Below are 23,593 nucleotides of genomic sequence, written 5' to 3'. Positions count from 1 at the left end.
TGTTCAACCCTTGGCCTTGACGAGCGCCGCTTCCAGCTTGGCGAGGCCCTCGTCGAGGACCGCGTCCGACACGGTGAGCGGCACCAGGATGCGGATGGCGTTGGAGTAGACCCCGCAGGAGAGGAGGATCAACCCCTCTTCGAGCGCGGCGGCGGTCACGCGCTTCGTCGCCTCCGCGTCCGGCTCGTAGGCGCCGCGCGACTTGACGATGTCGAAGCCGATCATGGCGCCGGGGCCGCGGATGCCGGTGATCGCCACCGTGTCGTTGCGGCGCGCGACGGCGGCGAGCTTGTCCTTCACCCGAGCGCCGAGGGCGTCCGCCCGGTCGCAGAGCTTCTCCTCCTCGATCACGTCGAGGACGGCGAGCGCCGCCGCGCAGGCGACCGGCGAGCCCGCGTAGGTGCCGCCGAGGCCGCCGGGCTCGGCGGCGTCCATGATCGACGCCTTGCCGAGGACGCCGGCAAGCGGGAAGCCGCCGGCGAGCGACTTCGCCATGGTGACGAGGTCCGGCTCCACGCCCGAATGCTCCACGGCGAACAGCTTGCCGGTGCGGGCGAATCCGGTCTGCACCTCGTCGGCGACCAGGAGGATGCCGTGCTCGTCGCAGATCGTCCGGAGCGCCACCATCAGGTCGCGCGGCGCCTCGTAGAAGCCGCCCTCGCCCTGGATCGGCTCGATCATGATGGCCGCGACCCGGGACGGCTCCACGTCGGCGCGGAACAGGAAGTCGAGCGCCTTCAGGCTGTCCTCCACGGTCACGCCGTGGTCGGCGACCGGGAAGGGCAGATGGTAGACCTCGCCCGGCATCGGGCCGAATTTCTTCTTGTAGGGCAGCACCTTGCCGGTCAGCGCCATGGTCAGCATGGTGCGCCCGTGGAAGCCGCCCGTGAAGGCGATGACCGCCGACCGGCCAGTCGCCGCCCGGGCGATCTTGACGGCGTTCTCGGCGGCCTCGGCGCCGGTGGTGAAGAAGATGGTCTTCGCCGGGCCCTTGAAGGGCGCCCGGGCGTTCAGGCGCTCGGCGAGCTCCACGTAGGGCTCGTACGGAGCGACCTGGAAGCAGGTGTGGGTGTAGAGCTCCAGCTGCTCCTTGACGGCGGCGATGACGCGCGGGTGTCTGTGGCCGGTGTTGAGAACCGCGATGCCGCCGGCGAAGTCCACATATCGGCGTCCCTCCACGTCCCAGAGCTCGGCGTTCTCGGCTCTCGCGGCGAACACCGGATAGGCGGAGGCGACGCCGCGCGGGACGGCGAGCTGGCGGCGGGCGGCGAGTTCGGCGTTGGTGGCCATGACGGAAGTCCTTGCGCAGAAAGAGGCGCGGCTTCGAACCGCGGCCCCGATCATCGCGCCGGTTCGCGCCGTCAGGCAGAGGCCGATTCGACGCCGCTCTGGTGACCTGTGGTCACCACCGGCGAGAGGCTGGCGTCCGCCGCCAGGGAGCGGGCCATCTCGTCCTTCAGCCAGCGCCTGAGCTTGACCATGACCGGGTCGGACCAGCGGCCGGTCTCGATCTGGATCACGTAGGCGCCGATCCGGATGTCGGTGCGCATCAGCTCCACGAGCCGGCCATCAGCCCGTTCCGCCTCTATCTGCAAGGGGTTGACCAGCACCACGCCCTGGCCCATCAGGGCCGCCTCGATGGCCACGTTGGCGTACCAGAGCCGCGGACCGTCGAGGGCCGGAACCGGATCGAGGCCGGCGGCGGCGAGCCAGTGGCGCCACTGCTCCCGGCTCTCCTCGTGGATGAGCGGCAGCCGGGCAAGGTCCGCGGCCCGGACCGGGGCGGGTCGACCGGCCAGGAAGGCGGGGCTGGCGACCGGAAAATAGCGAGGCGTCGCAAGGGGTTCGGCGGAGACGCCGGCGACCGGGCGCTCGCGGAAGCGGATCTCCACGTCCGCTTCGCCGCGCAGGAGATCCGGCGCCTGGTCGGTCGGACGGAGCACGATCTCGCGGTCCCGGATGGCGGTTTCGAGGGCTTTCAGGCGGGGCATCAGCCAGCGGGCGGCAAGGCCCGGGACGCACCAGATCCGCAGTTCGCCGCCGGCGGAGCGGGGCTTCAGGGCGTCGGTGGCCTCGCCGATCACGTCGAAGGCGAGACCCACCTGGTGGGCGTATCGTCGGCCGTCCGGGGTCGGCCGGGTGCCCCTCGGACCGCTGTCGAACAGGCGCGTGCCGAGAAAGGCCTCCAGGTTCTTCACGTGCCGACCGACGGCCGCGTGGTCGACGCCGAGCTCCTCCGCCGCCTTGCGGACGCTGCCGAGACGCGCCACCGCCTCGAAGGCGCGAAGGGCGACAAGCGGCGGCAGCGAGCGGGACATCGGGCACCGGCGGGGCGGGACGGAAGGCCGGATCCTAGAGCGCTTTCGCCGCCGAGGCAAAGCCCCGGCGCGACCGGCGGGCGCGCCGGCCCCGATCCGGTCGCGTCCCGGCCCGGCCCCGCGACGGCGCCCGCCAAGGCCCCGGCGTCGGCGGCGCCGATGGGGGCGTGTCGTCGTCGACGTCGGCCGGAAAGGCCGGACATCCGGTCGCCGCCGATCCCACATGACGGCGACGAACCGGGCCCTGTCGGAAGGCCGGGCCCGGAGCGCCCCGGCGGACGGAAACACCCGGCCGACGGGAGGGATGTGCCCGGTCGGCGGGACGGCCGTGACCGGTGCATTGACCAGTCGGCGCCGGACGGCGGGACGGTCGTCCCCGGTCAGCGGGTCCGGCCGGCCTCGTCGAGCGGGGGTATCCGCATGCGCAGGGCCGCGCCGGACGGGGCGGCAAGCATGCAGGCGAGCCGCCGCTCGCCCCGGTCCGGGTTCCGGCCGATGCCGAGCGCCAGCTCCTCCTCGGGGGAGCGTTCAGGCGGCGTCCAGCCGGTCGCCGCCTCCACCAGAACCTGGCACGACCCGCAGACGCCCTCGCCGGCGCACTCGCCGCACAGATGGGGCACGTCGTGGAGGGCGGCGGCGTAGAGCACGTTGAGGCCGGCCGCCGCCCGGATCGTGCGCTGCGTACCGTCGGGCATGACGAAAGTGAGCATCTGCACGGGTTGGCGTCTCCAGATCGCGCGGGGACCTTACGCAATGATGTCAGGCGGTGAGTTCAGGCGGGCAGTTCGACGGGACCGGGGATCTCGGCCGCCAGCGGATCCCCGACGGAGATGTCCCCGCCGACCCGGACCGACAGGTGGACGCCGAAATCCACGTGGCCGTAGGCGCGGACCATGGCGACCCAAAAGCTGCCGTCGCGCCGGGCCGTCCGCGGATCCACGTCGACCGCGGCGCAGCGTCGGACCCTCGAGACGGCCTGGAAGCCGGCCTCGGCGAAATCCACGGACCGCCCGATCCAGTCGAACTCCGACCAGGCCGGCAGGCCGTCCACCACGATGTTGGCCCGGAACCGACGCGGATCGAGGGGCCGGCCGAGCCGGGCCTCGACCTCGCGCAGCGTTTCAAGGTTGATGAGCGTCAGGGTGTTCATCATGCCGGCGGACACGATGCTGGCGTCGGTGAAGCGCAGGCCCGGCGCCTCCACGAGCGTCAGCCCGTCCGGATCGTCCGGCCTGAGGACGCGGCCGAGCGCCCGGGCCACCATCCGCCGGTCGGCCTCCACCGTCAGGTGGCCCGCCGCGAGCGGCTCGCCTCGCGCCGCGATCTCGACCCGGGTGGAGCGCTCGTCGTAGCGCAGCGACAGGAGCGCGGTCTCGGCGGTCCGCATGGTGGTGACGAAACGGGTCTTCGGCAGCGGCATGCCGTCGTCCGGATCGAACCGGGTGCCGGGAAGAAGGAGGGCGAACCGACGGTCGTCCTCCAGGCCGCGGGTGCGTGTCACCGGCGTGGAGGAGAGCGCCTCGCCGGGCAGGCTCTTGATGGGATAGCGATGGATCGAGTCAATGCGGCCGTTCACATTCCATTCCTCGCCGTCCCGTCGCGCCGAAATGTCGCGCCGCCCGCCTGTTCGTCATTAATGCCTATGTGCAAACGCAATGCTATTTACATTACGTAATATGGCTATGCAAAAAGTCCGACTAGACACGTAGAAATTGCCATAGTGGTTCTCAAGTAGAGAGCGGCGCGAGGCGAAGGCGGCGAGTAGAATATGGAGAGAACAACCGTAGATCTTGCACATCTACCGGAGACGGCCCGGGTGGATGTCTGGACGACCATGGTCGAGAGCGCGCTGGTGCCGCTGACGCCCGAGCCTCTGTCGGTCGATCACTTCCGCGGGCGGTTCGAGTCCCTCACCCATGCGGGCTTCCAGATCGTCAGCATGACACTCACCGGACATCGGGTCACCCGCCATCCGGCGGACATCGCCCGCCGGGCCGACGGCTCCTTCCACCTCGCCCTGGTCCAGGGCGCGCCGGTGACGCTGGAGCAGTTTGGCCGGTCGTCCGTCGGCGAGCCGGGCGATCTCCTCCTCATCGACACCGACGAGCCCTATACGATCGACTGCCCCGCCGGTGCCGCCAGCATCGGGGCGGTTCTCGGCGGCGAGCCCCTGCGCCGGTATCTCACGTCGGCGGGCGATCCACCACTCTCGGTTCTGAAGGGACGCGGCGCCGGCCGGATGGCCGGCACCATGCTGCAGGATCTCTACGACGACCCGCGCACCATGGAGGACGTCGCCGACATCGCCGAGGACCAATTGACCGCCCTCCTGCTGCGCGCCATCCCGGCCGGGGGCGACACGGCGGCCGCCGAAGCCGAGATCCTGCGCCGGATCCGCCGGTTCATCGCCGACGAGATCGCCAACCCGAACCTGTCGGCCAAGCTCATCGCCACCGAACTCGGCATCTCGCGGACCACCGTGTTCGGCACGCTCGCCAAGGCGGGCTTCTCCCTGAAGGACTGCGTGCACCGCGAGCGGCTGAAGCGCATCCACGAGGACCTGCGCGATCCCCGGCTGTCGGGCCTTCGGATCAACGAGGTGGCGCGCCGCTGGGGCTACGCCAACCCGGTCAGTTTCTCGCGCGCCTTCCGGGGCGCCTTCGGGACGACCCCGACCGCCGTGCGGGTCGGCTGCCGGCACTAGACCGATTTCCGACCTCTCGGACCTGTCAGGTCGACGGGACATCGCTCCGGATTCGAGACCCTGGCGCACTCTCTCGGCGATCAAGTCGTGCAACTCGCTCGGAGAATGCGCTAGCGCACGGCCGGGCCGACCAGGCGTCGCCGGACGCGTCCGGCGGGGGATCGGACCGGCGCGGCCGTGGCCGGGATCAGGCGAGCCGGACAACGGCGCCGGTGCGCACGCTCTCCACCGCCGCGTCGGCGATCAGGAGCGCCTTCAGGCCGTCGTCGCCGGTCGGGCTGATCGGGGCGTCGCCGGCGAGCGCCTTCAGGAAGGCCGCGATCTCGTTGGCGTAGGCGGCCGTGTAGCGCGTCATGAAGAAGTCGAGGAGCGGAGCCCGGCGGTACCCGGCCTCGTTGGCGACCTCCAGGGTGGTGAGGCGCACGTTCTCGGCGCTGGCGAGGCCCTTGGAGCCGTGCACCTCGATGCGCTGGTCGTAGCCGTAGGTGGCCCGGCGGGAGTTGGAGATCTGGGCGATCCTGCCGGACCGGGTGGTGAGGATGACCGAGGCGCTGTCCACGTCGCCGGCCTTGCCGATGGCCGGGTCCACCAGGTTGGAGGCGGCGGCGTAGACGGTCGCCGGCTCCTCGCCGAGCAGCCAGCGCGCCATGTCGAAGTCGTGGATGGTCATGTCGCGGAAGAGGCCGCCCGAGCGGGCGATATAGTCCACCGGCGGCGGGGCGGGATCGCGGGACGTGATGGAGACCATCTCGACGTCGCCGATGGCGCCGGCCTCGATCTCGGCCTTCACGGCCATGAAGTTCGGATCGAACCGGCGGTTGAAGCCCACCATCAGCTTGGCGCCGGTTTCGGCCACCACCTTCAGGCACCCGCGCACCCGGCCGGCGTCGAGATCGACCGGCTTCTCGCAGAAGATGGCCTTCCCGGCCCGGGCGGCCTGCTCGATCATGGTGGCGTGCACGTCGGTCGGCGTGGTGATCAGGACCGCGTCGATGTCCGGCGACGCCATGATGGCGTCCACGTCGCGCACCTCGGCGCCATGGCGGTCCGCGAGGGCGCGGGCCGCGTCCGGGAAGGCGTCCGCCACGGCGACGAGCGTCGCGCCCGGCGTTGCCGCGATGGCCCCGCCGTGCACCTTGCCGATGCGCCCGGCGCCGAGAAGTCCCAATCTGACGGTCATGCTGGCCTCGTGGTTCGGTGAGGAGATCCGCGGGTCCCGTGCGGGCGTCCGCGCTCCGGTGTGGCGGTCGGCGGACCCGGCCGGCCCGCGGCGGACATCGTGGCCGCCGGGCGGCGGAGTGGCCCGCGCGGGCCGACCGCCCATCCGACGATCGGCGCCGGCAGGCGCCGGTCCCGGAATAGGTTTTGACTGAAACGGACTGATGTGGAACATGTATTCCAGTTTCGTCGCGGGCGTCAAGCGGCGCGGGGAGGTGGGTTTGACGGATCGGGGCGGGATCTTGGAGGAGGGTGCGGCGGACGGTCCGCCGCGCGATTTCCAGAGCCTCAGGGACCTGATGGCGAGCGGCCGGATCCGGCTGCCGAAGCGGCTCGCCCAGGTGGGCGCCTTCGCGATGGCCAACCCGGACGAGATCGCCTTCGGGACGGTGGCGAGCATCGCCGAGAAGGCGGCCGTGCAGCCCTCCACCCTGGTGCGCTTCTCCCAGGCGATCGGTTTCCAGGGCTTTTCCGACCTGCAGGCGGTGTTCCGCGACCGCCTGCGCGACCGAGTCGCCCCCTATGACGACCGGCTGAGATCGCTGCGCGCGGACGGGCGCGGCGCCTCCGCGGCCGCAGCGGTGTTCGACGGCTTCTGCGCGGCGGCCACCCGGTCCATCGAGGCCCTGCACGAGCGGGCGGATCTCCAGGCGATCGACGCCGCCGTGGCGCTTCTCGCCCGGGCCGAGACCATCTACCTGATCGCCCAGCGGCGGTCCTACCCGATCGCCAGCACCCTGAACTACGCCTTCGGCAAGCTCGGCGTGAAGACCGTGCTGGTGGGCTCGCCGAACGGGGTGGACGCGGAGACCGTGTCGTTCGCCACCGAGCGGGACGCCGCCATCGCGATCAGCTTCACGCCCTATGCGTCGGCGACGGTCGACCTCACCCGGCAGATCGCCCGGCGGACGCCGGTGGTGGTGGTGACCGACAGCCCGTTCAGCCCGCTGGTGGCCGACGGGCGGATCTGGTTCGAGGTGGTGGAGGCGGACTACCAGGGCTTCCGTTCCCTCGCCGCCACCATGGCGCTCGCCATGACGCTGGCCGTGGCGGTGGCGGAGGCCCGGCGCCGGTCCGCCGAGAATGGAACATACGTTCCAGATTGACCGGGGCGGAAACGTATGCTTCATTTCGGGCGGCGGCTCGGCCGGGCGCGCCGCGGGCGGGGCCGCCGTCCGCGCCGGATCGCGTGGACCGCGCTGACCGTCGCCTGATGGGCGGATCGCGCGGGACGGAGGCGCGGCCAGCCGGCCGGACCGGCGCCGGGAGGAGCGACATGGCCAAGACCCTGGACGTGGTGACGATCGGACGGGCCTCGGTCGACCTCTACGGGCAGCAGATCGGCTCGCGCCTGGAGGACATCGCGTCCTTCGCCAAGTCGGTGGGCGGCTGCCCGGCCAACATCGCGGTCGGCACCGCGCGGCTCGGGCTCAAGTCCGCCCTCCTGACGCGGGTGGGCGCCGAGCAGATGGGCGGCTTCATCCGCGAACAGCTGGCGCGCGAGGGCGTCTCGACCGACGGCGTCAAGGTGGACCGGGAGCGGCTGACGGCCCTCGTCCTCCTCGCCGTGGAGGACGAGGGCGTCTCGCCGATGATCTTCTACCGCACGGACTGCGCCGACATGGCCCTCGACGAGGGCGACGTGGACGAGGCGCTGATCGGCTCGGCCGCCGCCGTCGTGGTGACCGGCACGCACTTCTCGCGCCCGAACACCGCCGCCGCGCAGGCGAAGGCGATCCGGATCGCCCGGGCGACGGGCGGCAGGGTGGTGTTCGACATCGACTACCGGCCGAACCTCTGGGGTCTCGCCGGCCACGACGCCGGCTTCTCCCGCTACGTGAAGTCGGACGCGGTGAGCGAGCGGCTGCGGCCGGTGCTGGCCGACTGCGACCTGGTGGTCGGCACCGAGGAGGAGATCCTGATCGCCTCCGGCGCCGACACGGTGCCGGAGGCCCTCAGGGCGATCCGGGCGCTGACGGCCGCCACCATCGTGCTGAAGCGCGGCGCGGAGGGGTGCGTGGTCTATGACGGGCCGATCCCGGAGGACCTCGCGGACGGCATCGTGGGCGAGGGTTTCCCGATCGAGGTCTACAACGTGCTCGGCGCCGGCGACGCCTTCATGTCGGGCTTCCTGCGCGGATGGCTGCGGGGCGAGCCGCACGCGACCTCGGCCACCTGGGCGAACGCCTGCGGGGCGTTCGCGGTGTCGCGCCTCCTCTGCGCGCCCGAATACCCGACCTTCGAAGAGCTGCGGCACTTCCTGGAGAAGGGCGCCCGCACCCGGGCGCTGCGCAAGGACCCGGACCTCAACCACATCCACTGGGCGACCACCCGGCGCGCCCAGCCGGCGGGCCTGATGGCGCTCGCCATCGACCACCGGGCGCAGCTGGAGGAGATCGCCGACCGGGCGGGAGCGGACCGGGGCCGGATCGCCGACTTCAAGGTGCTGGCCGTGGAGGCGGCCGCCCGGGTCGCCCGCGGGCGGGAGGGCTTCGGCATGCTGCTCGACGGCACCCATGGCGGCAAGGCGCTGTTCAAGGCGGCGCGCCATCCGTTCTGGATTGGCCGGCCGGTGGAGAAGCCGGGCTCCCGACCGCTCGACTTCGACCGGATGCCGGACCTCGGCAGCCACCTGACCGAATGGCCCGTGGGCCACACGGTGAAATGCCTCTGCTTCTACCATCCGGACGATCCGGACGACCTGAAGGCCCGCCAGGAGCGCGAGCTCCTGCGCCTCGCCGACGCGGCCCGCACGGTGGGGCGCGAGCTGCTGGTGGAGATCATCGCCGGCCGGCACGGGCCGCTCGGCGACGACACGGTGGCGGCGGTGCTGACCCGGCTCTACGATCTCGGCATCAGGCCGGACTGGTGGAAGCTGGAGGCGCAGGCGAGCCCGGCGGCCTGGGCGAGGATCGAGGCGGTGATCGCGGCCAACGACCCCTGGTGCCGGGGCATCGTGCTGCTCGGCCTGGAGGCGCCGGCCGAGGAGCTGGCCGAGGCCTTCCGGGTGGCCGCGACCTCCCGGCTCGTGAAGGGCTTCGCGGTCGGCCGCACCATCTTCGCCGACGCGGCGCCGCGCTGGCTGGCCGGGTCGATCACCGACGAGGCGGCGGTCGCCGACATGGCCGGGCGGTTCGAGGGCCTGGTGGCCGCCTGGGACGCGGCCGCCCGGACCCGGGCGGCCTGAGCGGGCGCTGACGGAAAACCACGACGAGACCGGACCTGGCGAGGACACGACCGCGATGACGACGATCCGCTTGACCATGGCGCAGGCGCTGGCGCGCTTCCTCGCCGCGCAGAAGACCGAGATCGACGGCGCCGTCGTGCCGCTCTTCGGGGGGGTCTGGGCGATCTTCGGCCACGGTAACGTGGCCGGCATGGGCGAGGCGCTGCACGGGGTGCGCCACTTGCTGCCGACCTTCCGGGCCCACAACGAACAGGGCATGGCGAACGCCGCCGTCGCCTTCGCCAAGGCGAGCGCCCGCCGGCGCATGATGGCGGTGACCACGTCGATCGGGCCGGGCGCCACCAACCTCGTCACCAGCGCGGCCCTCGCCCACGTGAACCGGCTGCCGGTGCTGCTCCTGCCGGGCGACGTGTTCGCCAACCGCCGGCCGGATCCGGTGCTGCAGCAGGTGGAGGCCTTCGGCGACGGCACCGTCTCGGCGAACGACTGCTTCCGGCCGGTGTCGCGCTACTTCGACCGGATCACCCGGCCCGAGCAGATCGTGCCGGCGCTCCGGCGCGCCATGGCGGTGCTGACCGACCCGGGCGAATGCGGGCCGGTGACGCTGGCGCTCTGCCAAGACGTGCAGGCGGAGGCGTTCGACTGCCCGGCCGGCTTCTTCGACGAGACGGTCTGGCGGCCGCGCCGGGTGCGTCCGGACGCGGACGAGCTGCAGGCGGCGGCCGCGCTTCTCAAGGGCGCGTCGAAGCCGCTGATCGTCGCCGGCGGCGGCGTGCTCTACGCGGGGGCCTCGGACGCGCTCGCGGCCTTCGCGGAGGCCCACGGCGTGCCGGTGGCCGAGACGCAGGCGGGCAAGTCGTCGCTGCCGGCGAGCCATCCGCTCAACATGGGGTCGATCGGCGTCACCGGGTCGTCGGCGGCGAACGCGCTCGCCGCCGAGGCGGACGTGGTGCTGGCGGTCGGCACGCGGCTGCAGGACTTCACGACCGGGTCCTGGGCGCTGTTCCAGAACGACGCCAGCCGGCTGATCGGCCTCAACGTGCAGCCGTTCGACGCCGGCAAGCACCGGGCGCAGCCGCTGGTGGCGGACGCCCGGGTGGGGCTCGGCGAACTCGGCGAGCGGCTCAGGGGCTGGGCGGCGCCGGCCGGCTGGCAGGCGGCGGCGGTGAACGGGCGGACGGAGTGGCTGCAGGCGGTGGCCGCCGCGACCGTCGCCACGAACCGGACGCTGCCGTCCGACGGCGAGGTGATCGGGGCGGTGCAGCGGGCGCTCGGGCCGGACGCCACGGTGGTGTGCGCGGCGGGCGGCCTGCCGGGCGAGCTGCACAAGCTGTGGCAGGCGGGCGCGCCGGGCAGCTATCACCTGGAATATGGCTACAGCTGCATGGGCTACGAGATCGCCGGCGGCCTTGGCGTCAAGATGGCCCGTCCGGACGACGAGGTGGTCGTCATGGTGGGCGACGGGTCCTACCTGATGCTGAACTCGGAGATCGCCACCAGCGTGATGATGGGCGTGAAGCTCACCGTCGTGGTGCTGGACAACCGGGGCTACGGCTGCATCAACCGGCTGCAGATGGCGACCGGCGGGGCCAACTTCAACAACCTTCTGAAGGACGCCCACCACGTGCGCTTGCCCGAGGTGGACTTCGCCGCCCACGCGGCCGCGCTCGGGGCGATCTCCGCCAAGGTGGGGTCGATCGGCGAGCTGGAAGCGGCCCTGAAGGGGGCGAGGGACAACGACCGCACCACGGTCGCCGTCATCGACACCGATCCGCTGATCACCACCGAGGACGGCGGCCACTGGTGGGACGTGGCGGTGCCGGAGGTGAGCGACCGGCCCGAGGTGCGCCGGGCGCGCGCCGACTACGAGGCCGCCATCGCCCGCCAGCGGCCGCTCTGACCCGAGATCCGCGCGGGACGTCCGGACGTCGCATAAAGAGACCTTTTCTTCTGGAGAGAGCTTCCATGATCCGTATCGGGGCCAATCCGATCTGCTGGTCGAACGACGACATGATCGAGATCGGCGGCAACATCAGCCTGGAACAGTGCCTCGGCGAGGCGCGCGATATCGGCATCGAGGGCATGGAGCTCGGCAACAAGTTCCCGAAGACCGCCGAGGCCCTGAAGGCCAAGCTCGCCGACTTCGGCCTCGTGTTCGTGTCGGGCTGGTATTCCACCTTCCTCCTGACACGCGACGCCGACGCCGAGCTGGAGGCCGCCCGCGAGGCCATCGCGCTTCGCAAGGGCGCGGGTGCGGAGGTGCTGATCGTGTGCGAATGCACCGGCACGGTGCACGGCGACAAGGGCGCGCCGCTGTCGCGCCGGCCGGTGATGACCGAGGAGGACTGGGCGGTCTTCCTGCCGCGCATGACCCGCTTCGCCGAGCTCGTGAAGGCGGAGGGCCTGCAGCTCGTCTACCACCACCACATGGGGACGGTGATCCAGACCGAGGCGGAGATCGACCGCTTCATGGCCGGCACCGGCCCGGCGGTGAAGCTTCTCCTCGACACCGGCCACGCCACCTGGGGCGGCGCCGACCCGGTGCGCCTCGCCCGGCTCCACCGCGACCGCATCGGCCACGTGCACTGCAAGGACGTGCGGGCGGACGTGCGCGCCCGGTCCGAGGCGGAGGACTGGTCCTTCCTCGATTCGGTGCTCTCGGGCGTCTACACGGTGCCGGGCGACGGGACCGTGGACTACGTGTCGGTGTTCCGGCAGATCCCCGACTATGACGGCTGGGTGGTGATCGAGGCCGAGCAGGACCCGGAGAAGGCCAACCCCTACCACTATGTCTCCATGGGCTACCGGAACCTCACCGGTTTCCTGCGCGAGGCCGGCCTCAGGGCCTGACCGCCGGTCCACCGACGGGCACCGACGAGACACCGACGAGATTGGAACGAGCCGCCATGCCGAACCTCCTCCTCCGACCGGCCGGCGACGCCGGGCGCGTGCACCACGTGACGCCGGAGAGCGCCGGCTGGACCTATGTGGGCTTCGACCTCCACCGGCTGCGGCCGGGCGAGACGGCGTCGGCCACGACCGGGGACCGGGAGGTCTGCCTGGTGCTGGTATCCGGACGGGCGGCGGTGACGGTGGGGGAGGCGGACTTCGGGGTGATCGGGGAGCGGATGAGCCCGTTCGACGGCAAGCCCTGGTCGGTCTACGCGCCCGCCGGCGACCGGTGGACGGTGGCGGCCGAGACGGAGGTGACGCTCGCGGTCTGCTCCGCGCCGGGCGTTCCGGGCGCGCGGCCGCCCCGGCTGATCGGCCCGGACGCGGTCGGCCAGGAGACCCGCGGCAAGGGCGCCAACGTGCGCCATGTGGCCAACATCCTGCCGGAGACCGAAGAGGCGGATTCGCTCCTCGTCGTGGAGGTGATCACGCCCGGCGGCAACACGTCGAGCTACCCGCCCCACAAGCACGACGAGGACAACCTGCCGCACGAGTCCGCCCTGGAGGAGACCTACTACCACCGCGTCCAGCCACCCCAGGGCTTCGCTTTCCAGCGGGTCTACACGGACGACCGGAGCCTCGACGAGGCCATGGTGGTGGAGGACGGGGTGGTGACGCTGGTGCCGAAGGGCTACCACCCGTGCGCCACGATCGCGGGCTATGACCTCTATTATCTCAACGTGATGGCGGGGCCGACGCGCACCTGGAAATTCCACAACGCGCCGGAGCATGCGTGGCTGCTGAAGGCGTGAGGGCCGGGGCGGCGGGTCGGTCGCCGACATCGCGGGCGAACACCGGTTCATCGGCCCGTCACCGTTCCGCCAACCGGCTGTGACCGGCCGGCGCTAGCGATGGTGCCCTCGGACACGTCCGGAGGGTTTTCCCGATGCGCCTTTCGCTTCCCGCCACCCTGTCGCTCGCCGCCCTGACCACCGCCGCCCTGACCGTCGCCGCCCCGGCGGCCGACATGAAGCCGGCGGTCCTCGCCGGGCACGCCGTGCTGCCCGCGGCCTCCTTCGTGCCGGCGCCCGCCGACGCCCCGGAGGCGCTGCAGGTTTCCGGCAAGTTCACCACGGACAAGGACCCCGCCCGCATCCGCGCCGAAGCGGGCAGCGGCGCGACCCTGCCGGTAAAGGGCCAGCCGCTGCAGGGCTTCTCCGGCATCAAGGCGCTCGGCGACGGCAGCTACCTGGTGCTGACCGACAACGGCTTCGGCGCCAAGGCCAATTCCGAGGACGCCATGCTGATGGTCCACGTGGTGAAGCCGGACTTCGCCGCCGGCACCGTGGAGGTGGTGAAGACCACCTTCCTCAACGACCCGGACAAGGTGATTCCGTTCGCGATCGCCATGGAGGGCACGAAGGAGCGCTACCTGACGGGCTCGGACCTCGACCTCGAAGGCGTCCAGCCGGTGGGCGACCTTCTCTTCATCGGCGAGGAGTTCGGCCCCTACCTGATCGCGGTGGAGCGGGAGACCGGCAAGGTCGTCTCCTTCCAGGAGACCAGGGTGGGCGACCTGACGGTGCAGTCGCCCGACCATTATCGTCTCGCCCTGCCGGCCAGCCCGGACGGCGCCCTGCCGGCCTTCAACGCCAAGCGCTCGCGCGGCTACGAGGGGCTCGCCGCCTCGGTGGACGGCACGAAGCTCTATCCGCTGCTGGAGGGCCCGCTCCACCTGAACGGCGCCTACGAGACGGTGAACGGCACTGAGGCGCTGCGGATCTTCGAATACGACGTGGCGACGAAGAGCTTCACCGGCACCTGGTGGCATTATCCGCTGGAGGCGAACGGCAACGCCATCGGCGACTTCAACATGATCGACGCGACCCGCGGTCTCGTCATCGAGCGCGACAACGGCCAGGGCGACGCGGAACTCGCCTGCAAGGACGGCCAGACCGCCGACTGCCACAAGCAGCCGGCGCAGCTGAAGCGGATCACTATGATCGACTTCGCGGGCGTGGAACCGGGCCAGCCGGTGAAGAAGGTGGCGGCTCTCGATCTCCTCGCCATCGACGACCCGAACGGCGTCGCCCGCCAGGGCAACCGGGACGACAAGACCTTCCGGATGCCCTTCGTCACCATCGAGAACGTGGAACGGGTGGACGAGCGCCACATCCTGGTGGTGAACGACAACAACTTCCCCTTCTCCAAGGGCCGCTCCGTGTCGGCGATCGACGACACCGAGTTCGTGCTCCTGGAGGTGCCGGACTTCCTGGCCGCCAAGGCGGAGTGACGCGAAGGACCGGACAGGTCCAGCGGCCGGATCCGCGCGGCGGCGGCGGTCAGGCCGCCGCCAGCCGCTCCGCCTCCAGGACGGCCGCCGCCACGGCGGAGGACGCGCCGTGGTGGACCATGTGGCCGAACCCGGGCAGCACCACGAGCCGGCTGCCCGGGATGGCCCTGTGGAGCGCGCCCGACTGGTAGGCGGTGTCGACCATCCGGTCGTCCGCGCCGGCGATCACCACGGTCGGGACGGCGATGTGCCCGTAGTCGCGGCTGAGGCCCGCGGCCGCCGGGATCATGTCGAGCGCCTCGGCGGCGCTCGCCCGGAGCGGGCCGGGGCGGAGCGCGAGGCTCTTCGGAAAGCCGCGCCGGAAGCTCTCCGGCTCGGGCTTCGGGCCGAAGATCACCCGCATCAGGCCGGGCCAGATCAGCCGCGTGAGGACCGGCGAGACCGTGTGGCGGAGGACGTCGCCGAGCACCGGCACGGCGGCGAGGCCGAACACCGGCGCTTCCGGCCGGACGGACGGGAAATAGTAGCCGGAGGCCAGCACGAGCGCCTTGATCGCCTCCGGGTGGCGCACGCCGATGGCGGCGGCGACGAGCGCTCCGTAGGAATGGCCGAGCACGATCGGCCGGTGGAGCCCGAGGGCCGCGAAAGCCTTCACGAACAGGTCCGCCTGGGCCTTCGGGGTGAAACGGCGTCCGCGCGGCCGGGTGGAGTAGCCGTATCCCGGCCGGTCGAACACGATCACCCGCCAGCGGAGCGCCGCCTCGCGGACGAGCGCGCTGGAGGCGAAATCCTGGATCATGCTGCCGTTGCCGTGGAGGAGCACGAGGGGCGGGCCGTCGCCCTCGGCCACGTAGTGGAGGCGGACGCCGTCCACCTCGACGAAGTCGCCCATGGGCGGATGCCGCCGCTCGGCGCGGCGGGCCGCCTCCCGGACGACGACGGCGGAAGCGGCGGCCAGCGCGGCAAGGCCGAGGACGGTGGCGGCACGGGACTTGGCGATGGGCATGGAGGGCTCCGGTCGGCGGCGCGCCCGGAGGTGTCCCGGCGGCGAGGTCGCCGACGGAACGGGGCGGTGGAGCCCGAGGTTCCGCACGGCCGCGCGTCCAGTCGAGAACTTGAGCCGGGAGCGGTTGGCCGCTCCCGGCCGGCGTGCCGTGGGCCGGCGCTTGCGGGCGCCGGCGCTGTCGCGGGGGTAGCCGCTCAGGCGGCGCTCGCCTCGCCGAGGGTCGGATAGTCCGTGTAGCCCTTGGCGTCGCCGCCGTAGAAGGTGGCGCGGTCCGGCTCGGCGAGCGGCGCGTTGCGGCGCAGGCGCTCCACGAGGTCCGGGTTGGCGATGAAGGGCCGGCCGAAGGCCACCACGTCCGCTTCGCCGGTCGCCACCGCCTCCATGGCGAGGTCGCGGTCGTAGCTGTTGTTGCCCATCCAGGCGCCCTTGAAGACGGACCGGAGATCGCGCGGGTCCCAGCCGCCGAGGTCGCGCGGACCGCCGGTGGCGCCCTCGATCACGTGCAGGTAGGCGAGGCCGCGGGCCGAGAGCGCCTCCACGAAGGGCACGAACACGGCCTTCGGGTCGCTGTCGTCGATGTCGTTGGCGGGGCTGACCGGCGAGATGCGGATGCCCACGTGGTCCTTGTCCCAGGCGCCCACGACCGCGTCGACCACCTCCAGCGGGAAGCGCATGCGGTTCTCCACCGAGCCGCCGTAGGCGTCGGTGCGCCGGTTGGTCTTGTCCTTCAGGAACTGGTCCAGGAGGTAGCCGTTGGCGCCGTGGATCTCCACGCCGTCGAAGCCGGCGCGGCGGGCGTTGACCGTGGCGCGGCGGAAGTCGTCCAGGATGCCGGGGAGTTCGGACGCCGCGAGGGCCCGGGGCGTGACGAGGTCCTTGAAGCCTGCCTCGGTGAAGGCCTTGCCCTCCGGCCGGACAGCCGAGGGCGCGACCGGGAGGGCGCCGTCCGCCTGGAGGTCCGGGTGGGAGATGCGGCCCACGTGCCAGAGCTGGATGACGATCCGGCCGCCGGCGGCGTGGACCGCGTCGGTGACTTTGCGCCAGCGCTCCACCTGCAGGTCGGTGAAGATGCCGGGCGTGTAGGCGTAGCCCTTGCCCTGGCGGGAGATGGGCGAGCCCTCGGTGACGATGAGGCCGGCGGACGCGCGCTGGCGGTAGTATTCCACCGTCAGGTCGGTGACGGCGTCGTCCTTGTCGGCGCGGCTGCGGGTGAGCGGCGCCATGACGACGCGGTTGGCGAGCTCGATCGCCCCGAGGCGCACGGGGGAGAACAGATCAGGTCGGGAGGTCATGAGAACACGTCCTGGACGTCGATGAGGAGGGCCGGGGCCGGCAGGGCCGGTCCCGGGAAAAGGCCGGGGGAGGCGTCCGGCCCGACCGGGACGTCGGTGCTGCGCCGCGGGATGTCAAGGCGTCCGGAGGGCCGCACGGGCGTGGGACCGGTATTTGTATGAGCAAATCCGGGCAATCTCCGGCCGACCGTCACGATCTGTTGAACGATGAGGGATTTTCCGCAGGGCGGTTGCCCCGGCGGCACGTCGCCGAAGGGCGAATTGGCCCGCCCGCACGCGGGCCGCTATGCTGCACCGCGAAGACGGGGTTTCACCCCGCGACCGGCGAGACGGGCCCGGCGACCACCGGGCGTCGCCCCGCCCATTGACGAGGAGGTCCCCCATGGCCGTGGTCCGTCCGCGCCGGAGCGTGCTCTACATGCCGGGTTCCAACAGCCGCGCCCTGGAGAAGGCGCGCGCCCTGCCGGCCGACAGCCTGATCCTGGACCTGGAGGACGCGGTGGCGCCCGACGCCAAGGAGGAGGCGCGCGCCCGGGTGGCGGAGGCGGTGACGGCCGGCGGCTACGGCGCCCGGGAGGTGTTCATCCGGGTGAACGGCCGCGACACGCCCTGGGGCCCGGCCGACCTGGACGCGGCCGCGGCGGCCCTGCCGGACGGAGTGCTGATCCCGAAGGTGAGCTCGGCTGAGGATCTGGCCGCCGCCGCCGGCGTGATGGACGCCGCCGACCCGGCCGGGACCGTCGCGCTCTGGGCCATGATCGAGACGCCGCTCGCCATCCTGAACATCCGCGAGATCGCCGCCTACGCCCGCGAGCCGGGGAGCCGGCTCGCCGGCTTCGTGATGGGGACGAACGACCTCGCCAAGGAGACCGGCGCCCGCATCGTGTCGGGCCGCGCCCCCATGGTGCCCTGGCTGATGCAGGCGCTTGCGGCCGCGCGGGCCTATGGCATCGCCATCGTGGACGGCGTCTATAACGACCTCGACGACGCCCGCGGCTTCCTGGAGGAGTGCGTGGCGGCGCGCGACATGGGCTTCGACGGCAAGACCCTGATCCACCCGATGCAGATCGAGACCGCCAACCGCACCTTCACGCCGAGCGCCACGGAGGTCGCCTGGGCCCAGAAGGTGGTGGAGGTGTTCGCCGAGCCGGAGAACGCCGACAAGGGCGCAGTGAGGGTGGACGGCCGCATGGTGGAGCGGCTGCACGCCGACATGGCCGCCCGCACGCTGGTGCTGATGGAGGCGATCGCCATGCGGGAGCTGACCGCGACGGCGAGCTGACGGGCGGTTCGGCCCGAGGGCGCCGGGAGGCCGGGGGTGGGCGGTCGTCGCAGGCGACAGGCCTTCCAAGCGCGCCCCCGACCCGCTAGGGAGACGGACCGCGCGTGCGCTTCGCGACGCGCCGCACTCTTCCCGCTTCCGACCGGACCCTTCTTCCCATGAAACTCTACCGCTTCATCACCGGACCTGACGACAGCGCCTTCTGCCACCGGGTCACCGCCGCGCTCAACAAGGGCTGGCGCCTCGCCGGCCCGGCCTCGCTGACCTTCGACCCCGTGCAGGGCCGAGTCATCTGCGGCCAGCCGGTGGAGAAGGAGGTGGACGGGGTGGACTACACGCCGGACGTCAAGTTGTCGGACTGGTGAGGGGGCGAAGGGGGGGCGGCAGGGAGGATGGGCCGCCTAGGCGTCACCCCGGCGAAGGTCGGGGCCCGACTGACGGTGGATCATCCGCGCCGGTGGGGATTGCGGCGACGTCGGCTGGATCCTGGCGTTCGCCGGGATGACGGTTGAGATGGGAGCGCCGGTGGCGTCGGGGAGGACGGGGCGTCCTGTCGTTAGGCGTCACCCCGGCGAAGGCCGGGGTCCAATCGACGGCGGATCATCCGCGCCGGTGGGGATTGCGGCGGCGTCGGCTGGATCCCGGCGTTCGCCGGGATGACGGTTGAGATGAAAGCGCCGGTGGCGTCGGGGAGGACGGGGCGTCCTGTCGTTAGGCGTCACCCCGGCGAAGGCCGGGGTCCAATCGACGGTGGATCATCCGCGCCGGCGGAGAACGCGGTGGTGTCGGCTGGATCCCGGCGTTCGCCGGGATGACGGTTGAGATGGGAGCGCCGGTGGCGTCGGGGAGGACGGGGCGTCCTGTCGTTAGGCGTCACCCCGGCTAAGGCCGGGGTCCAATCGACGGCGGATCATCCGCGCGGGTGGGGATTGCGGCGGCGTCGGCTGGATCCCGGCGTTCGCCGGGATGACGGTTGAGTGGGGTGTGCCAGTGGCCTTGTCGGCGAGGGCGTCGCCGCACTGGTTTCGAGCGGCATTTCCTGCGGTGCAGGGAGGATATAAAGGGATGTTTATATCCTGATTGCCTTTCCGCGCGGGCTCGCCTATAAGGGCGGCCATGATGGGCGCCGTGCAGGTGCGCGCGCCGCTTCCACCGAGGAGACACCCATGGCCGCCGCCACCGATTATCTCGTCAAGGACATCGGGCTCGCCGACTGGGGCCGGACCGAGATCGAGATCGCTGAGACCGAGATGCCGGGCCTGATGGCCGTGCGCGAGGAATATGCGAGCGCCCAGCCGCTGAAGGGCGCGCGCATCGCCGGCTCGCTGCACATGACCATCCAGACCGCCGTGCTGATCGAGACCCTCGCCGCCCTCGGCGCGGACATCCGCTGGGCCTCGTGCAACATCTTCTCCACCCAGGACCACGCGGCGGCCGCCATCGCGGCGAGCGGCATTCCGGTGTTCGCCTTCAAGGGCGAGACCCTGAAGGAATACTGGACCTTCACGGACCGCATCCTCGACTGGGGCAATGGCGAGACCGCCAACATGATCCTGGACGACGGCGGCGACGCGACGCTCCTCGTCATCCTCGGGTCCAAGGCCGAGAAGGACCCCTCGGTGATCGCCAACCCGGGCAACGAGGAGGAGGAGTGCCTGTTCGAGGCGATCCGCACCCGTCTCGCCAAGGACCCGACCTTCTACTCGCGGGCGAAGGCGAGCATCCGCGGCGTTTCCGAGGAGACGACGACGGGCGTGATGCGCCTCTACCAGATGCAGGAGCGGGGCGAGCTGCCCTTCCCGGCCATCAACGTCAACGACAGCGTCACCAAGTCGAAGTTCGACAACAAGTACGGCTGCCGCGAATCGCTGGTGGACGCCATCCGGCGCGGCACGGACGTGATGATGGCCGGCAAGGTGGCCGTGGTGTGCGGCTACGGCGACGTCGGCAAGGGCTCGGCCCAGTCGCTCGCCGGCTCCGGCGCCCGCGTGCTCGTCACCGAGATCGACCCGATCTGCGCCCTCCAGGCCGCCATGGACGGCTTCGAGGTGGTGACGCTGGAGGACGCCGCGCCGCGCGCCGACATCGTCGTGACGGCGACCGGCAACAAGGACGTCGTGACGATCGAGCACATGCGCAAGTTCAAGGACATGGCGATCGTCTGCAACATCGGCCACTTCGACAACGAGATCCAGGTCGCGGCGCTCAGGAACTACAAGTGGCGGAACGTGAAGCCGCAGGTGGATCTGGTCGAGTTCCCGGACGGCAAGCGGATGATCCTCCTCTCCGAGGGGCGGCTCGTGAACCTCGGCAACGCCACCGGCCATCCGAGCTTCGTCATGTCGGCGTCCTTCTCCAACCAGACGCTGGCGCAGATCGAGCTCTGGACGCGCAACGACCAGTACGAGCGCAAGGTCTACGTGCTGCCCAAGCACCTCGACGAGAAGGTGGCGGCGCTGCACCTCGCCAAGCTCGGCGCCAAGCTGACCCAGCTGTCGTCCGACCAGGCCGCCTACATCGGCGTGCAACCGCAGGGGCCCTTCAAATCAGCCCACTATCGGTATTGATGACATCTTGTAATTCCGACTGATTAACGCGCTCCGGAGGTCTCCTCCGGGGCGTATTCTTGACAGGACTCAAGGAACATAAAGCGAACCTTAACGGCCAGTTCGGCAGACGTGCCACACTGGAACGATAACCGCCGCCGCGTCTTCTTGTGCTCGCTGAAGTTCGGTATTTTTGGACCGAATCGTCTCGTCTCCGAAGGCCACCGGACGACGGGACGGCGTAGGGGCGAACCTCGTTCAGCGCGGCGGAGAAGGACAGGACATGCCGGATTTCGGCCGGAAACGGCGACGGATTCGCTCGGCCGCGCGTCGCCCTCGATGGCTGATCGGGTCCTTCGCCGCGGCATCCCGTCCGGTCGCTCCGTCCCTCCTCGGCGCGACCGTCCTGGCGACCCCGGCGTTCGCCCAGGCGGTGCGGTTCCAGAACGACGGCGTGCAGTTCGACACCATCCAGGTGGCCTGGTTCTCCGCCCTCGTGGGCGCCATCTGCTTCGCGGTGGTCTCCGCCGGCGCGCTCATCCGCGCGCGGGGGCGGGCCGAGAAGGACCGGGCCGACCTCATCGTGCAGACCGCCGACCTGAAGCTGGCGGCCGACCGGGCCGAAGCGGTGCTGAACGCGGACGACCAGCGCGTGGTGATCTTCCCGACGGGCTCCGAGGCGCCGATCGTGATGGGGTCCCTGCCGGAGGGCGCCGGCGCCCCCAAGGGCAAGATGGCTTTCCTGGCGTTCGGCCAGTGGCTGGACGCGCCGTCGTCCCAGCGGCTCGCCGAGCGCCTGGACGCCCTGCGCAACCGCGGCGAGCCCTTCTCCGACATCCTGCGCACCGCCTCCGGCACGCACCTGGAGGCGACCGGCCGGGTGGCCGGATCGCGCGCCTTCGCGCGCTTCCGCAACCTCACCCGCGAGCGGCTGCAGTACGTGGAGCTCGCCGAGCGCCACGAGCGCCAGCGCCGGGAGGTGGACACGCTCCACAGCCTGCTGGAGGCGCTGCCGATGCCGGTGTGGACCCGGGACCGGGACGGCCGCATCACCTGGGTGAACAAGGCCTATGCCCGGGCCGTGGAGGTGGCGAACACGACCGTCGCCGTGGACGCCGGCCACGAGCTTCTGGACACCGCCGGCCGGCAGGCGGTGGCGGCGAGCCGGGCCGACACGGACGTGTTCCGCCAGCGCCTGTCGGTGGTGACCGCCGGCACGCGCCGGGTGTTCGACGTGGTGGACGCGGTGAGCCCGGAAGGGAGCGCCGGCATCGCCACCGACGTGAGCGACCTGGAGCGGGCGCAGGTGGAGCTGAAGCGCACCCACGACAGCAACGCCAGCACGCTCGACCAGCTGGCGACCGCCGTCGCGATCTTCGGCGCCGACCGGCGCCTGCAGTTCTACAACGCCGCCTACCGGTCGCTGTTCGGGCTCGACACCAAGTTCCTGGAATCGAAGCCGGAGGACGGCGCCATCCTCGACCAGCTCCGGGCGCTGCGCAAACTGCCCGAGCAGGCCGACTACCGCTCCTGGCGGCGCGACATGCTGGCGTCCTACCAAGCCATGGAGCCGCGCGAGACCTGGTGGCACCTGCCGGGCGGCCAGACCCTGCGCGTGGTCGCCAACCCGCACCCGCAGGGGGGCGTCACCTACGTCTACGAGAACGTCACCGAGCGCCTGGAGCTGGAGAGCCGCTACAACGCCCTCATCCGCGTCCAGGGCGAGACCCTGGACCACCTGTCCGAGGGCGTCGCGGTGTTCGGCTCCGACGGGCGGCTGCGCCTCTGGAACCCGGCCTTCGCGGGCCTCTGGCGGCTGGACGACGCCGCCCTGACCGGCCGCCCGCACGTGAACGACGTGGTCGGCCGGTGCCGGATCCTCCACGACGACGACGAGGTGTGGGAACGGATCCGCATGGCGATCGCCGGCCTCGCCGACACCCGCACCCGGCTCTCCGGCCGGCTGGAGCGGCGCGACGGCGGCGTGATCGACTTCACCACCGTGCCGCTGCCCGACGGGGCGACGCTGGTGACCTTCGTGAACGTGACCGACACGGTGAACGTGGAGCGGGCGCTCGTCGACAAGAACGAGGCGCTGGAGGCGGCGGACCAGCTGAAGAACACCTTCATCCAGCACGTCTCCTACGAGCTGCGCTCGCCGCTGACCAACATCATCGGCTTCGCCCAGCTGCTCGGCGACGAGAACGCCGGCCCGCTGAACCCGAAGCAGCGCGAGTACACCGGCTACATCCTGGGATCGTCGTCGGCGCTTCTGGCCATCATCAACGACATCCTGGACCTCGCCACGGTGGACGCGGGCGTGATGGAGCTCGACCTCGCGGACGTGGACATCGCCGCCACCGTGGACGCGGCGGCCGCGGGCCTGCGCGACCGGCTGACCGAGGCGCGCATCAACCTGAAGCTCGACGTTCCGGCCTCCATCGGCCACTTCGTGGCGGACGAGAAGCGGATCCGGCAGATCCTCTACAACCTCCTCTCCAACGCGGTCGCCTTTTCCGACGACGGCGGCGTGGTGGAGGTGGTGTGCCGGCGCGAAGGCCGCTCCATCCTGTTCACGGTGCGCGACCATGGACGGGGCATTCCGGAGGACTATCTGGATGCGGTGTTCGCACGCTTCGAGAGCCGGCCGGTGGGCGCCCGGCGGCGCGGCGCCGGCCTCGGCCTCTCGATCGTGAAGAGCTTCGTGGAGCTCCACGGCGGCACCGTGGAGATCGTCTCCAACGAGGGGCAGGGGACCACCGTGACCTGCCGGCTGCCGGACACGCCGGGGGTCACCCGGACGTCCGGCGTCGAGGAGCTCGCCGCGCCGTCCATGCCCGCCGAATAGGAAGGGC

The 23,593-nt window shown here is 71.5% G+C and carries 18 protein-coding genes; 11 read left to right on the top strand and 7 right to left on the bottom strand.

Annotation, left to right across the window (positions count from 1 at the left end):
* Positions 1–3: 3 nt before the first annotated feature.
* The 4 genes from gabT to HND91_RS23275 form a co-directional block, all read right to left on the bottom strand.
* Complete coding sequence (gene gabT, locus HND91_RS21310) at positions 4–1,290, bottom strand: 4-aminobutyrate--2-oxoglutarate transaminase (protein ID WP_181708628.1); 1,287 nt, start codon at positions 1,288–1,290, stop codon at positions 4–6.
* Between the two features lie 71 nt (positions 1,291–1,361).
* Positions 1,362–2,318, bottom strand: coding sequence for a LysR substrate-binding domain-containing protein (locus tag HND91_RS21305; RefSeq protein ID WP_181708627.1), 957 nt, complete (start codon positions 2,316–2,318; stop codon positions 1,362–1,364).
* A 380-nt stretch (positions 2,319–2,698) separates the two neighbouring features.
* A complete protein-coding gene (locus HND91_RS21300; RefSeq protein ID WP_246329626.1) occupies positions 2,699–3,028 on the bottom strand; it encodes a 2Fe-2S iron-sulfur cluster-binding protein in 330 nt (109 codons plus the stop codon).
* A 62-nt stretch (positions 3,029–3,090) separates the two neighbouring features.
* On the bottom strand, positions 3,091–3,894 hold the full coding sequence (locus HND91_RS23275) for an MOSC domain-containing protein (RefSeq protein ID WP_181708625.1): 804 nt from the start codon (positions 3,892–3,894) through the stop codon (positions 3,091–3,093).
* 240 nt (positions 3,895–4,134) lie between these two features.
* Here HND91_RS23275 and HND91_RS21290 point away from each other — a divergent pair, with 240 nt between their 5' ends.
* Positions 4,135–5,022, top strand: a complete 888-nt coding sequence (locus HND91_RS21290; protein ID WP_181708624.1) for a helix-turn-helix domain-containing protein — start codon at positions 4,135–4,137, stop codon at positions 5,020–5,022.
* Between the two features lie 187 nt (positions 5,023–5,209).
* On the opposite strand, the gene iolG is transcribed toward HND91_RS21290, so the two are convergent.
* Entirely contained in the window at positions 5,210–6,202 is a 993-nt protein-coding gene (iolG, locus tag HND91_RS21285; RefSeq protein WP_181708623.1) for an inositol 2-dehydrogenase, read from the bottom strand.
* 337 nt (positions 6,203–6,539) lie between these two features.
* Between iolG and HND91_RS21280 the strand changes: the two genes are divergently transcribed.
* The 6 genes from HND91_RS21280 to HND91_RS21255 all read left to right on the top strand — a co-directional run bounded on the left by HND91_RS21280 (position 6,540) and on the right by HND91_RS21255 (position 14,612).
* Positions 6,540–7,346 (top strand): MurR/RpiR family transcriptional regulator, encoded by an 807-nt coding sequence (locus HND91_RS21280; RefSeq protein ID WP_246329623.1) that lies wholly within the window; start codon positions 6,540–6,542, stop codon positions 7,344–7,346.
* Positions 7,347–7,516: 170 nt separating this feature from the next.
* Positions 7,517–9,427 (top strand): bifunctional 5-dehydro-2-deoxygluconokinase/5-dehydro-2-deoxyphosphogluconate aldolase, encoded by a 1,911-nt coding sequence (locus HND91_RS21275; RefSeq protein WP_181708621.1) that lies wholly within the window; start codon positions 7,517–7,519, stop codon positions 9,425–9,427.
* Positions 9,428–9,482: 55 nt separating this feature from the next.
* Positions 9,483–11,327, top strand: a complete 1,845-nt coding sequence (gene iolD / locus HND91_RS21270; RefSeq protein WP_181708620.1) for a 3D-(3,5/4)-trihydroxycyclohexane-1,2-dione acylhydrolase (decyclizing) — start codon at positions 9,483–9,485, stop codon at positions 11,325–11,327.
* 65 nt (positions 11,328–11,392) lie between these two features.
* Positions 11,393–12,277 carry a myo-inosose-2 dehydratase gene (gene iolE / locus HND91_RS21265; RefSeq protein ID WP_181708619.1) on the top strand — a complete coding sequence of 295 codons (885 nt, stop codon included), beginning with the start codon at positions 11,393–11,395 and terminating at the stop codon, positions 12,275–12,277.
* Between the two features lie 56 nt (positions 12,278–12,333).
* Entirely contained in the window at positions 12,334–13,131 is a 798-nt protein-coding gene (iolB, locus tag HND91_RS21260; protein WP_181708618.1) for a 5-deoxy-glucuronate isomerase, read from the top strand.
* A gap of 134 nt (positions 13,132–13,265) precedes the next feature.
* Positions 13,266–14,612, top strand: a complete 1,347-nt coding sequence (locus HND91_RS21255) for an esterase-like activity of phytase family protein (RefSeq protein WP_181708617.1) — start codon at positions 13,266–13,268, stop codon at positions 14,610–14,612.
* Positions 14,613–14,661: 49 nt separating this feature from the next.
* Here HND91_RS21255 and HND91_RS21250 read toward each other — a convergent pair whose 3' ends face one another.
* Entirely contained in the window at positions 14,662–15,618 is a 957-nt protein-coding gene (locus HND91_RS21250) for an alpha/beta fold hydrolase (protein ID WP_181708616.1), read from the bottom strand.
* 194 nt (positions 15,619–15,812) lie between these two features.
* Positions 15,813–16,910 (bottom strand): alkene reductase, encoded by a 1,098-nt coding sequence (locus tag HND91_RS21245; protein ID WP_181708615.1) that lies wholly within the window; start codon positions 16,908–16,910, stop codon positions 15,813–15,815.
* A gap of 382 nt (positions 16,911–17,292) precedes the next feature.
* Here HND91_RS21245 and HND91_RS21240 point away from each other — a divergent pair, with 382 nt between their 5' ends.
* The 4 genes from HND91_RS21240 to HND91_RS21225 all read left to right on the top strand — a co-directional run bounded on the left by HND91_RS21240 (position 17,293) and on the right by HND91_RS21225 (position 23,586).
* Positions 17,293–18,192, top strand: coding sequence for an HpcH/HpaI aldolase/citrate lyase family protein (locus tag HND91_RS21240; RefSeq protein WP_181708614.1), 900 nt, complete (start codon positions 17,293–17,295; stop codon positions 18,190–18,192).
* A 158-nt stretch (positions 18,193–18,350) separates the two neighbouring features.
* Positions 18,351–18,557 (top strand): DUF1737 domain-containing protein, encoded by a 207-nt coding sequence (locus HND91_RS21235; protein ID WP_181708613.1) that lies wholly within the window; start codon positions 18,351–18,353, stop codon positions 18,555–18,557.
* 801 nt (positions 18,558–19,358) lie between these two features.
* On the top strand, positions 19,359–20,759 hold the full coding sequence (gene ahcY, locus HND91_RS21230; RefSeq protein ID WP_181708612.1) for an adenosylhomocysteinase: 1,401 nt from the start codon (positions 19,359–19,361) through the stop codon (positions 20,757–20,759).
* 262 nt (positions 20,760–21,021) lie between these two features.
* Complete coding sequence (locus tag HND91_RS21225; RefSeq protein WP_181708611.1) at positions 21,022–23,586, top strand: PAS domain-containing sensor histidine kinase; 2,565 nt, start codon at positions 21,022–21,024, stop codon at positions 23,584–23,586.
* Positions 23,587–23,593: the final 7 nt, after the last annotated feature.

This window comes from Chthonobacter rhizosphaerae, from assembly GCF_013839525.1.
Lineage (GTDB): Bacteria > Pseudomonadota > Alphaproteobacteria > Rhizobiales > Pleomorphomonadaceae > Chthonobacter > Chthonobacter rhizosphaerae.
The sequence above is the reverse complement of the archived record's forward strand: the minus strand, read 5'-3'. Positions and strand labels throughout refer to the sequence as shown.

Excerpts from the sequence above, each read along its gene's own strand:
- HND91_RS21275 (WP_181708621.1), top strand. The coding sequence starts at position 7,517 with ATGGCCAAGACCCTGGACGTGGTGACGATCGGACGGGCCTCGGTCGAC.
- HND91_RS21300 (WP_246329626.1), bottom strand. The coding sequence starts at position 3,028 with ATGCTCACTTTCGTCATGCCCGACGGTACGCAGCGCACGATCCGGGCG.
- HND91_RS21235 (WP_181708613.1), top strand. The coding sequence starts at position 18,351 with ATGAAACTCTACCGCTTCATCACCGGACCTGACGACAGCGCCTTCTGC.
- gabT (WP_181708628.1), bottom strand. The coding sequence starts at position 1,290 with ATGGCCACCAACGCCGAACTCGCCGCCCGCCGCCAGCTCGCCGTCCCG.
- HND91_RS21245 (WP_181708615.1), bottom strand. The coding sequence starts at position 16,910 with ATGACCTCCCGACCTGATCTGTTCTCCCCCGTGCGCCTCGGGGCGATC.
- HND91_RS21250 (WP_181708616.1), bottom strand. The coding sequence starts at position 15,618 with ATGCCCATCGCCAAGTCCCGTGCCGCCACCGTCCTCGGCCTTGCCGCG.
- iolG (WP_181708623.1), bottom strand. The coding sequence starts at position 6,202 with ATGACCGTCAGATTGGGACTTCTCGGCGCCGGGCGCATCGGCAAGGTG.
- iolD (WP_181708620.1), top strand. The coding sequence starts at position 9,483 with ATGACGACGATCCGCTTGACCATGGCGCAGGCGCTGGCGCGCTTCCTC.
- iolB (WP_181708618.1), top strand. The coding sequence starts at position 12,334 with ATGCCGAACCTCCTCCTCCGACCGGCCGGCGACGCCGGGCGCGTGCAC.
- HND91_RS21305 (WP_181708627.1), bottom strand. The coding sequence starts at position 2,318 with ATGTCCCGCTCGCTGCCGCCGCTTGTCGCCCTTCGCGCCTTCGAGGCG.
- HND91_RS21225 (WP_181708611.1), top strand. The coding sequence starts at position 21,022 with ATGCCGGATTTCGGCCGGAAACGGCGACGGATTCGCTCGGCCGCGCGT.
- ahcY (WP_181708612.1), top strand. The coding sequence starts at position 19,359 with ATGGCCGCCGCCACCGATTATCTCGTCAAGGACATCGGGCTCGCCGAC.
- HND91_RS21240 (WP_181708614.1), top strand. The coding sequence starts at position 17,293 with ATGGCCGTGGTCCGTCCGCGCCGGAGCGTGCTCTACATGCCGGGTTCC.
- iolE (WP_181708619.1), top strand. The coding sequence starts at position 11,393 with ATGATCCGTATCGGGGCCAATCCGATCTGCTGGTCGAACGACGACATG.
- HND91_RS21280 (WP_246329623.1), top strand. The coding sequence starts at position 6,540 with ATGGCGAGCGGCCGGATCCGGCTGCCGAAGCGGCTCGCCCAGGTGGGC.
- HND91_RS21255 (WP_181708617.1), top strand. The coding sequence starts at position 13,266 with ATGCGCCTTTCGCTTCCCGCCACCCTGTCGCTCGCCGCCCTGACCACC.